Genomic DNA, 9,792 nt, shown 5'->3' on the forward strand with positions numbered 1-9,792 from the left:
ACTGCACTACTGGGCTATTGAACGTGGGCGGGAAGACGTTTGACGCCGTGCACAAAGTTGCTGTAAAGCAGGTCGGGTTCGCCGAACTCGACCGTTTTCAGCCGGAAGAGCAACTCGCGAAACAGGTTCCGCAGCTCCGCCTTGGCCAACTGGTTGCCGAGGCAGAAGTGCGGGCCGCCGCCACCGAAGCCCAGATGCGGGTTGGGTGAGCGGCTCAGATCGAATGCGCCGGGGTTGTCGAAGACAGTCTCGTCGCGGTTGGCCGAACAGTAGAACAGCCCAACCTTGTCCCCCGCCGCGACCGGTTGCCCGTTGATCTCGGTGTCGGCGGTGGCGAACCGCGCGAACTGCAACACCGGCGACGCCCACCGCACGAACTCCTCGATCGCCGGTCCGATGCGGTTCTCAAAATCGGCTGTCAGCCAGGCACGTCGGTCCGGGTTGTCCACCAGCGCCATCATCGCGTGCGTCGTGGTCTGCTTGGTGGTGTCGTTGCCCGCCGACGCCAGCAGGATCAGAAACGCGCCGATCTCCTCGTCGGTGAGCCGATGCCCCTCGACTTCAGCGTTGACGATGCTGGTCATCAGGTCGTCGCCGGGGTTCTTGCGCCGAAACTGCGCCAGTTCCGCGCCCGTGCTGGACAGCAGCAGGATCTCGTTGATCGTGTCCTGGGCACGCTCCTCGATGCTGCTGTACTCGTCGTCGCTCATCGAGAACAGCTTTTCGGCGGCCTTCGCCACGGCGGGCTGGTCGGCGGGCGGGACACCGAGCATGTCCATGATCGTCAGCATCGGCAGCGGCGCCGAACACGCTTCGACGAAGTCGATGTCGCCCGCGCCGACGAGATCGTCGACGATCGCCACCGCGTTGCGGTGGATTTGCTCTTCGATCCGGCGGACGTTTCGCGGTGTGAACGCCGAACTGATCAGCCGTCGATACACGGTGTGCTGCGGCGGGTCCATCGTCAGGAAGAACGACGCCACCCGCTGGATCTCGGCGGGCATCGGGTCGAGCGCCACGCCTTGGGCAGAGGTGAACAACTCCGGGTGCTGGCTGACGTAGGCGATGTCGGCGCGCCGTGTTAGCGCCCAGAATCCGGGCTCCTGCATCGGAAACAGCGAGGGCAGCGGCCGGTGCCAAGACAGCCCTTCGGCCTTGCGGAGCCGCGCGAACGACTCGTCGCGGACTGCGAACGGCCGGCTCCAGAAGTCGTGTGACGTGATGTCGACCGGACTGTACTCACGCGTCTGCACCGATGCTGCGGTCACGGCCATCAGCGTGACACTCAAGCATACTTTTGTAAAGCTATGGCGTTGCTGTCTTCAGCGATTTCGGCGCGCTTTCGTGCGCTCAGCGCCACTTTGCGCGCCGAAATCGTCGAGGATCTCGTCGGTGTGTTGGCCGATGTTCGGCGCGATCGACCGAGGTGCTGACGGTGTGCCGTGGAAATCGACGGGCGTGGCGATCATCGGCACGGTGGAATCGCCGTCGGGCACATAGACAACGCCTCCGGCGGCGTGAAACTGTTCGTCGGCTATCACGTCCTCGATCGAGTTGATCGGCGACCAGAAGAAATCCGGCTCGGCCGCAAACAGTTTCGCCCATTCGTCGAGCGGCTTGGTCGCGAAGATCTCGTCGAGCGCCGCGATGATGTCGACCGAGTTGGCAGCGCGGTCGCGGGGCCTCGGATAGGCGGTCATCCAGTCCGGCCTGCCGACGACACGGCACAGCGGCGCCCAGTGGCGGTCGACCTGCAGGCCGACGATCCAGAAGCGCCGCCCGTCCGCCGCGACGTAGTTGTTCATGCACGGGTTGGCCATCGACTCGCGCTGGCCGATCGCGATGGCGTGGCCCGTCATCAGAAACGTGTTGAGGTCGAAGCTCACGGTGTAGGCGCCCTGCCGGTACAACGACGTCGACACCAATTGCCCGGCCCCGGTACGCGATCGCGCCACCAGCGCGGCGCACACGCCCGCGGCCAGGCTCATGCCGGCCGAGTGGTCGCCCATGCCACCCCGTTGAAACGGCGGGGTGTCGCCGGGGCGGGTCAGCAGATGAGCCAGGCCTGCCCGCGCCCAGAAGGCGGCGACGTCGTAGGCCGCGCGGTCGGCATCCGGTCCGGTGTCGCCGTACCCGGTGATCAGCCCGTACACCAGGCGCGGATTACCGGCAGCCACCGTGTCGAAGTCCAGCCCGACGCGGCGCAGCGCCGACGGCCGCACATTGGTGATGAAAACGTCGGCACCACTGACCAATTCGGCTGCGGCAGATCGGCCGTCCGGCTCCGCCAGGTCGAGCATGATGCTGCGCTTGCCGCGGTTGTCCATCTCGAAGGGCGGGCTGCCCTCCTCCAGCCCGAGCATGCGGCCGAACCGGCGTGCGGGGTCGCCGGTCGGCGGTTCGATCTTGACGACGTCGGCGCCCCAGTCGGCCAGGATGCCGCCGGTGGCAGGCGCCGCCACCCACACGCCGAGTTCGACGACCCTGATCCCCTCCAGTGGCCCAGCCATCCCCCGACGGTAGCGATTTCGGCGCGCTCGCGTGCGCTCAGCGCCGCTCTGCGCGCCGAAATCCCTTTACAAACGCATCCGGTTTTGTAAAGCTTGCGGGGCTACCCGCCGAGACCAGGAGGTGCCCGGGTGTCCGAGACAGCGAGCCGCGTCGCCATCGGGCTCGCCGCGCACCTGGGCCGCGGAGTACAACGGGTCGCAACCGACCTGATCGTCGGCCGGATGCGGGCGCTGCCCCGCACGGTCGAAGAGCTCGATGCCCCGCTGCTGTCGCGCATCATGGGCCGCGCGGTGACATCGGTCGCGGTCATCGGCGGCGATGCGGGCACGTCGTCGCGCGCCCGGCTCGCCCTGACCGGCGACGGCGTGCCCGACTCGGTGTTCGTCAAGATTCCCGCCCGAACGATCGCCACCCGCTTGATGGGTGAGCTGGGCCGCCTCGCCGAAACCGAGACCCGCTTCTATCGCGAGCTCTCGCCGCACCTTTGCGGGCTACCGAGGTGTTACGGCACAGCGTTCGACGGGCTGACCGGCCGCTACGTGCTGGTCCTCGAAGACCTCGGTGACGATCGATGCGCGTTTGCCGACACGCTGCATCCGCTCACCGTGCAGCAGGCCTCTTCGGTCGTCGAGCGGCTGGCGCTGCTGCACGCACGTTTCTGGGAGCGCGTGCCCGGTTGGGCCTACACCGCATCGGGCGATTCCACGTCGCTGTTGACCGGGCCGCTGCTGAAGATCTCCGCGCGCCGCATCGCCGAGACAACCGACATCCCGGTTGAGGACGGGCGATTCATCGACGACAACTACCGCGTGGTCGCCAGGCTCATCGACGAACCCCCGCACACCGTCATGCACGGCGACGCCCATCCGGGCAACGTGTACTTCCGCGACGGGCAGGCCGGGCTGCTGGACTGGCAGGCCGTGCGGCGCGGGCATCCCAGCCGCGAGCTGGCCTACACCCTCGTGACCGGCATGACCACCGGCGACCGGCAGCGCCACGAGCGCGACCTGCTCGACAACTATCGGCGGGCGCTGGCCGCGGCGGGTGGACCGCTGCTGGACCGCGACGAACTCTGGGACCGCTACCGCATGGCCGCGCTGTACGCCTATGTGGCACCGCTGATCACCGCGGGCATCGGCGGCATGCAGGACGACGAGATCGCGCTGGAGGCGTGCGCCGGGGTGTGGCCGCTCTCGACGACCTCGACACGGTGGCACTTTTGAAGAAGTGGCTGTGATGCAGCAACTACGATCGCTATACCCGACGATTGAGGCCTTTTCGTGAACGAACCATTGGGCGCCCAGCGAAACGCTCAGGAGGAAGTCGACGATACCTCCACGCGCCGCCGGATCCTGAAGGCGACCGCGGAGGTACTCGGCCGCAGCGGACAGACGAAACTCAGTCTGTCCGAAGTGGCATTGCAGGCCGGCGTATCCCGCCCGACGCTGTACCGGTGGTTCGCCGACAAGAAAGAACTGCTCGACGCATTCGGCGCCTACGAGCGCGAGATGTTCGACACCGGCATCGGCAGGGCGACGGCCGGGCTGCGCGGCAACGAAAAGCTCGACGCCGCATTGCGGTTCATCGTCGAATATCAGCACTCCTACTCCGGTGTGCGGGTGGTCGACATCGAGCCTGAGGTCGTCATCGCGCAGCTCTCACGGATCATCCCGGTGATGCGGGCCCGGCTGCTGAAGCTGCTGAGCGGACCCAACAGCGGCGTCAAGGCCGCCACCGCGATCCGGGTTGCGGTGTCGCACTACATCGTTCGCAGTGACGACGACGACCAGTTCCTCGCGCAGTTGCGCCACGCCGTCGGTATCAAGTCGGCCACCTGATGGATATCCAACAGATCAGCGACGAACTCGAGATCGCCGCGCTGCTGCACCGATACGCGCGCGCCGTCGACACCAAGGACTGGGACCTGTACCGGTCGGTGTTCACCGGCGACGCCTACATCGACTACTCGACCTCTGGCGTCGTCGCCGGATCGCTGGAAGAGGTGGTCGAATTCTTCCGCGGCGACTTCTCAGCGCTGGTGACGATGAGCATGCACTACATCACCAACATCGAACCCGAGATCGACGGCAACACGGCGCGGGTGCGCGCAATGTTCTACAACCCCACCCTGATACAGGGCATGCCCGAGTTGTGTACGTTCGGCGGCTACTACAACCACGACATGGTCCGCACGCCGGACGGCTGGCGCAGCCGTCACCTTCGCGAAGAGATGACGTGGACGCTCAACTCCCCGAAGGGCGTTCAGGACTGAGCCGCCAATTGTCCGCAGGCAGCGGCGATTTCGCGGCCACGCGTGTCGCGCACCGTGCATGACACACCGCGCGCCCGGACCCGTTTGACGAATTCTCGTTCGGCGGCTTTGGGGCTGGCATCCCACTGGCTGCCCGGGGTGGGGTTGAGCGGAATGACGTTCACGTGCGCAAGCGGACCCAGCGCACCGTGCAGGCGCTTGCCGAGAAGATCGCCCCGCCACGGCTGATCGTTGATGTCGCGAATCAGCGCGTACTCGACCGACACCCGCCTGCCGGTCACGTTGGCGTAATAGCGGGCGGCATCAAGCGCTTCGGAGACCTTCCACCGGCTGTTCACCGGAACGAGCGTGTCGCGCAGCTCGTCGTCGGGGGCGTGCAGCGACAGCGCCAGCGTCACACCCAACCGTTCGTCGGCCAGCCTGCGGATCGCCGGAGCCAGCCCGACCGACGACACCGTCACGGAACGCGCCGAGATGCCGAAGCCGTTCGGCGGTGGCGCGATGATTCGACGAACCGCCGCCACCACGCGGTTGTAGTTGGCCAGCGGCTCGCCCATGCCCATGAAGACGATGTTCGACAGCCTGCCGCCACGCGCCGCCGGAGTGATGCCCTCCCGGTCGCGGTCGCGCAGCTCTACCGCGGCGGCGCGGACCTGCTCGAGGATCTCGGCCGTCGACAGATTCCGTTGCAGTCCACCCTGGCCCGTCGCGCAGAACGGACAGGCCATGCCGCAGCCCGCCTGCGACGAGATGCACACCGTGTTGCGCTGCGGATATCGCATCAGCACCGACTCGAACGTGGTGCCGTCGATTGCGCGCCACAGCATCTTGCGGGTCTCCCCAGCGTCGCATTCGATTTCGGCGACGGCGTCGAGCAGTTTAGGAAACAGAGCCTCGGCGACCTGCTCGCGCACGGCCGCGGGCAGGTCGGTCATTTTGTGCGGGTCGGCAATCAGCCTGCCGTAGTACTGGTTGGCCAGCTGCTTGCCGCGAAACGGCGGGAGGCCCAATACGGCGACGGCATCGGCGCGACCCGCCTCGTCGAGGTCGGCGAGATGCCGCGGCGGCATTGCGCGTCGCGGGGCTTCGAAGACCAAGGGCAGGGATGTGGGCATGGGCTGCTGTCAGTATCCCATTGCTGGTCGGCAGAAATTGAATGGCGACGTCAAGCGTTGATCCGACACCATGGGACCTGTGGCCATGCCGACCATGCCGTTTCGCACAGCTTTCGCGTTGACGTTTCTGTATGCGCTCGGCTATCCCATTGGTGCGCTTGCAGTTTCGGCGATGTCACCGATGGCGGTGCTGGTGTTCCGATTCGGCTTGGCCGGCGCGATTCTCGCCGCGTGGGCGATGCTCGCGAAAGTGAGATGGCCCACAGGTCGAGTGCTGATTCACGTGCTGATCAGCGGGTTGCTGGCGCAAGGCCTGCTGTTTACGTGTCTTTACTTCGGGCTGCTGCATGGCGCGCCGGCCGTGCTCGGCGCGGTGATCATCTCGATGAACCCTGTCTTGACCGCGGTGCTGGCGGCGGTGTTTCTTGGCGAGAGCCTGACCCCGATGCGGCTCGGCGCGTTGGCGCTCGGGGTGCTGGCCGTGCTGGCCGCATGCGCAGGCCGACTGATGATGGTCGGCGGCGTCGACGGCGTCGTCCTGCTGCTGGTGGTATCGCTGCTCAGCGTCGCCGCAGGGGGCATCTACCAGCAGAAATTCTGCCGCGACGTGGACTTCCGGGCTACCGCGGCGCTGCAGAACGCCGCCTGCGTGCTTCCCGTCGCGGTGTTGGCTGCCCTGATGCCGTTGACGGTGACGGATCCGTGGAAGGCCGCAGGCGCAGTCGCCGCGGTGGTGCTGCTCAACGCGACGCTGTGCATGACCATGTACGTCCGCGCTGTCAACGATTACGGTGCCGCGGCGGTGGCGATGCTGTTCGCCGTGATTCCCGCCGTCGCCGGCCTGCTGTCCTGGCTGATGCTCGGGCAGCGGCCAGACGTCGGCATCGCGGTCGGGTTGGCCGTCGGCGCCGTGGCCTGTTGGCTCAACGCCCGCTCGCGGCGGAGGGCGCCGCTGGTCAGCGCACCGGGTCCCAGCCCTTCCATCGCGGGATCCACCGCGGAACGTTCTGCCGGTACCTGACGTACTCGTCGCCGAACCGCCTTTGCAGGCTCGGCTCCTCCCAGACCTGAATCGTCGTGGTCAAGGCCAGGAACCAGACGACGGCCCACAGCAGCAGCCAGCCGGATCTTGCGATGGCCGCCTCGCCGAGCAGGATGGCCAGCACACCACTGATCATCGGGTTGCGGACATGGCGATACGGCCCCTGCACGACCAGGTTCACCGGCTGCCCCAGCGTTTTGCCGACGCCAAGCGTGCCCTTGCCGATCCGGTCGAACAGGTAGACCGTCCAGAACAGCATGGCGACTCCCCCTGCGACCAGCAGGACGCCTATCACCGCGAGTGTCAGCCCGAGCGGCGATGTCAGATCCGGTATGGGCACGTCGGCCAACCAGATGATGAGCCCCGGTATCACCAGCGTCATGGTCACCGGCCCGGCCAGGAATGAGAGCACGTGGCGCCAGAACAACCGGCGTTCGAGCGTCTTCGACATTGCAGACCCTCCCTTTCTTCAACTTGCGTTCAAGAATCAGCGTACGGCGGTTTGGCTTAAAACTCCAACGCTTGTTGAAGTATGCTTTGCGACGTGTCCGAGCCTCGCCGCGCCGGCCGCTGGCGCACCGGTCAGCAGAGCAAGCAGCGCATCATCGCCGCCGCGCGCGAGCGCTTCATGCGCGACGGCTACGACGGCGCGACCGTGCGCGGCATCGCCTCCGATGCCGGCGTGGACGTCGCGATGGTCTACTACTTCTTCGGCAACAAGGAGGGGCTGTTCTCGGCCTCGGTGTTGACGGGCCCTCACCATCCCCTGCACCAGTTGGCGGACCTGTTGGACGCCGGCAGCGAGGAGATCGGCGCCCGGCTTGTGCGGGGGTTCTTCGAGCGCTGGGACGCCGGCGGCACCTTCGAACCCTTGCTGACCCTGTGGCGGTCGGCGGCCATCCAGCCTGCCGCGCGGCAAGTGCTGCACGACGCGATGGCAGGCCCGCTGGCACAGCGGGTGGCCGACGCATTCGGGGTGTCGGACGCCGAATTGCGCGTCGAGCTCGTCGCCAGCCACCTGATGGGCCTGGCGTTCGCGCGCTACCAACTCAAGATCGAGCCCTTGGCGTCGACGTCCGTCGAGGACCTGGTGGCGTGGGTGGGTCCGACCGTGCAGCGGTATCTGACCGGCTCTCTCCCTGAACTGTCACCGATGTCTTGATGCAGATCGGTCACCGATGTCCTGAGACATCAGAGCAGCGGCCCGGTTTGTCGGTGTTCGAATGTATGTTCGAAGTATGGCAGGGATTGAAGCTGGTGAGGCGATGGCGGGTTTGCGCGCCGCCTACGAGGCTTTCGCTGCCGCCGAGATCGACTCGTTGACCCGCGCGGAGTTGGTGTCGCTGATCGATGATCTCGAGGCGCTGGTATGTCAGATGCCGACCCAGTCGCATCGGCTGCTGGCCCGGCTGCAGGCTCAGACCACGCCCAGGCAGATGGGCGCCAAATCGTGGAACGAGGTGTTGCGGATCCGCTGGCGGCTCTCGTCGGCCGAGGCGTCCCGGCGGCTGCAGGAGGCAGCCGAACTGGGCCCGCGCACCAGCCTGACCGGCGAACCCTTGGAACCGGTGCTGCCCGCAGTCGCGGCCGCCCAAGCAGCCGGGCTGATCACCGGCGAGCACGTCAAAACCCTGCGCGACGCGATCAAGGATCTGCCGGGCTGGGTGGATGCGGTCACCCGGTCACAGTTCGAGGTCGATCTGGTGCGGGTGGCGGTCGGGGCCGGGCCCAAGGAGTTACGCGAGACCGCCGCGCTGCGGTTGTTTCTGCTCGATCAAGACGGCCCGCTGCCCGATGACGCCGAGCGGGCCCGCAAACGCGGCGTATCGGCGGGCCGCCAGCAGCGCGACGCGATGACCCCGCTGACGGGGCAGCTGACCCCGGAGGCGTGGGCGGTGTGGGAGGTGATCTTCGCCAAATACGCCGCCCCGGGAATGTGCAATCCCGCTGACGAGGCGCCCTGCACTTCGGGCACGCCGACCCAGGCCCAGATCGACAACGACACCCGCAGCCTGGCCCAGCGCCAACACGACGCGCTGCTGGCAGTCGGGCGCATCGCGTTGATGAGCGGCGAACTCGGCCAGCTCAACGGGCTCCCGGTCGCCGTCATCATCCGCACCACCCTGCAAGACCTGGAAAGCCGCGCCGGCATCGGCATCACCGGCGGCGGCACCAAAATCCCGATCGCCGACCTGATCCGCATGGGCGCCCATGCCAACCACCACCTCGCGGTCTTCGACGGCGCCACCGGCCAAGCCTTAGCGCTGTATCGCAGCAAACGCATCGCCTCACCGGCACAACGCATCATGCTCATCGCCCGCGACGGCGGATGCACCAAACCCTGCTGCACCGTCGGCGCCTACGGCTGCCAAGCCCACCACGCCAACACCGACTGGCAACACGGCGGCAACACCAACGTCGACGACATGACCCTGGCCTGCGGCCCCGACAACCGCTTCGCCGACGACGCCGGCTGGACCACCACCATCAACGCCCGCGGCGAATGCGAATGGCACCCCCCACCAGACCTCGACCACGGCCAACCCCGAATCAACTACTACCACCGCCCCGAAGCACTCCTCCGCCCACCCGAAGAGGAACCATCGCCCACCCAGCCCGCGCCATCAGAGTCTGCAAGGGACGCGGCACCCACCCAGCACGACGCGCCCGCCGACGACGAGGCACCCACCGAACCCGAGGCACCCACCGCCGACGACGAGGCGCCCGAACGCTCGGCGGCCACCGAACCCGCGGCACCATCCGAATCCGACGCGTCAGCCGAACCCGAGGCCCCAGCCGAACGGGAAAAGCGCGCGCCCAAGCCACCCGGCGACGGCGACCCCACCCCCTCG

The 9,792-nt window shown here is 67.1% G+C and carries 9 protein-coding genes and 1 pseudogene; 6 read left to right on the top strand and 4 right to left on the bottom strand.

Translation table 11 applies throughout. The features are described from left to right. Positions 1-14 precede the first annotated feature (14 nt). Positions 15-1,268 carry a cytochrome P450 gene (locus CQY20_RS25080; protein ID WP_163700376.1) on the bottom strand — a complete coding sequence of 418 codons (1,254 nt, stop codon included), beginning with the start codon at positions 1,266-1,268 and terminating at the stop codon, positions 15-17. Positions 1,269-1,322: 54 nt separating this feature from the next. Then, complete coding sequence (locus CQY20_RS25085) at positions 1,323-2,510, bottom strand: CaiB/BaiF CoA transferase family protein (RefSeq protein WP_097942782.1); 1,188 nt, start codon at positions 2,508-2,510, stop codon at positions 1,323-1,325. Positions 2,511-2,639: 129 nt separating this feature from the next. On the opposite strand from CQY20_RS25085, the pseudogene CQY20_RS25090 reads away from it, so the two are divergent. From CQY20_RS25090 to CQY20_RS25100, 3 genes and pseudogenes are all read left to right on the top strand, one after another. Next, positions 2,640-3,748, top strand: a pseudogene (locus CQY20_RS25090) (phosphotransferase). Positions 3,749-3,791: 43 nt separating this feature from the next. Continuing rightward, on the top strand, positions 3,792-4,349 hold the full coding sequence (locus CQY20_RS25095) for a TetR/AcrR family transcriptional regulator (RefSeq protein ID WP_097942783.1): 558 nt from the start codon (positions 3,792-3,794) through the stop codon (positions 4,347-4,349). Beyond that, the gene (locus tag CQY20_RS25100; protein WP_097942784.1) at positions 4,349-4,783 is read left to right on the top strand and encodes a nuclear transport factor 2 family protein; all 435 of its coding nucleotides are present in this window, start codon (positions 4,349-4,351) and stop codon (positions 4,781-4,783) included. Before CQY20_RS25095 ends, CQY20_RS25100 begins: the two co-directional genes overlap by 1 nt. Here CQY20_RS25100 and rlmN read toward each other — a convergent pair. Next, positions 4,774-5,898, bottom strand: a complete 1,125-nt coding sequence (rlmN, locus tag CQY20_RS25105; RefSeq protein WP_097942785.1) for a dual-specificity RNA methyltransferase RlmN — start codon at positions 5,896-5,898, stop codon at positions 4,774-4,776. The two genes, CQY20_RS25100 and rlmN, sit on opposite strands and share 10 nt — an antisense overlap. Positions 5,899-5,983: 85 nt before the next feature. Between rlmN and CQY20_RS25110 the strand changes: the two genes are divergently transcribed. Next, positions 5,984-6,919, top strand: a complete 936-nt coding sequence (locus CQY20_RS25110) for a DMT family transporter (RefSeq protein WP_371871088.1) — start codon at positions 5,984-5,986, stop codon at positions 6,917-6,919. Here CQY20_RS25110 and CQY20_RS25115 read toward each other — a convergent pair. Further along, on the bottom strand, positions 6,855-7,391 hold the full coding sequence (locus tag CQY20_RS25115; RefSeq protein ID WP_097942786.1) for a methyltransferase family protein: 537 nt from the start codon (positions 7,389-7,391) through the stop codon (positions 6,855-6,857). The genes CQY20_RS25110 and CQY20_RS25115 overlap by 65 nt on opposite strands. A 93-nt stretch (positions 7,392-7,484) precedes the next feature. On the opposite strand from CQY20_RS25115, the gene CQY20_RS25120 reads away from it, so the two are divergent. Both CQY20_RS25120 and CQY20_RS25125 read left to right on the top strand, forming a co-directional pair. Beyond that, positions 7,485-8,102, top strand: coding sequence for a TetR/AcrR family transcriptional regulator (locus tag CQY20_RS25120; protein ID WP_163700379.1), 618 nt, complete (start codon positions 7,485-7,487; stop codon positions 8,100-8,102). 61 nt (positions 8,103-8,163) lie between these two features. Further along, on the top strand, positions 8,164-9,792 hold a 1,629-nt coding region (locus CQY20_RS25125), incomplete at its 3' end, for an HNH endonuclease signature motif containing protein (RefSeq protein WP_097942791.1).

Source organism: Mycolicibacterium agri, assembly GCF_002553505.1.
GTDB lineage: Bacteria > Actinomycetota > Actinomycetes > Mycobacteriales > Mycobacteriaceae > Mycobacterium > Mycobacterium agri.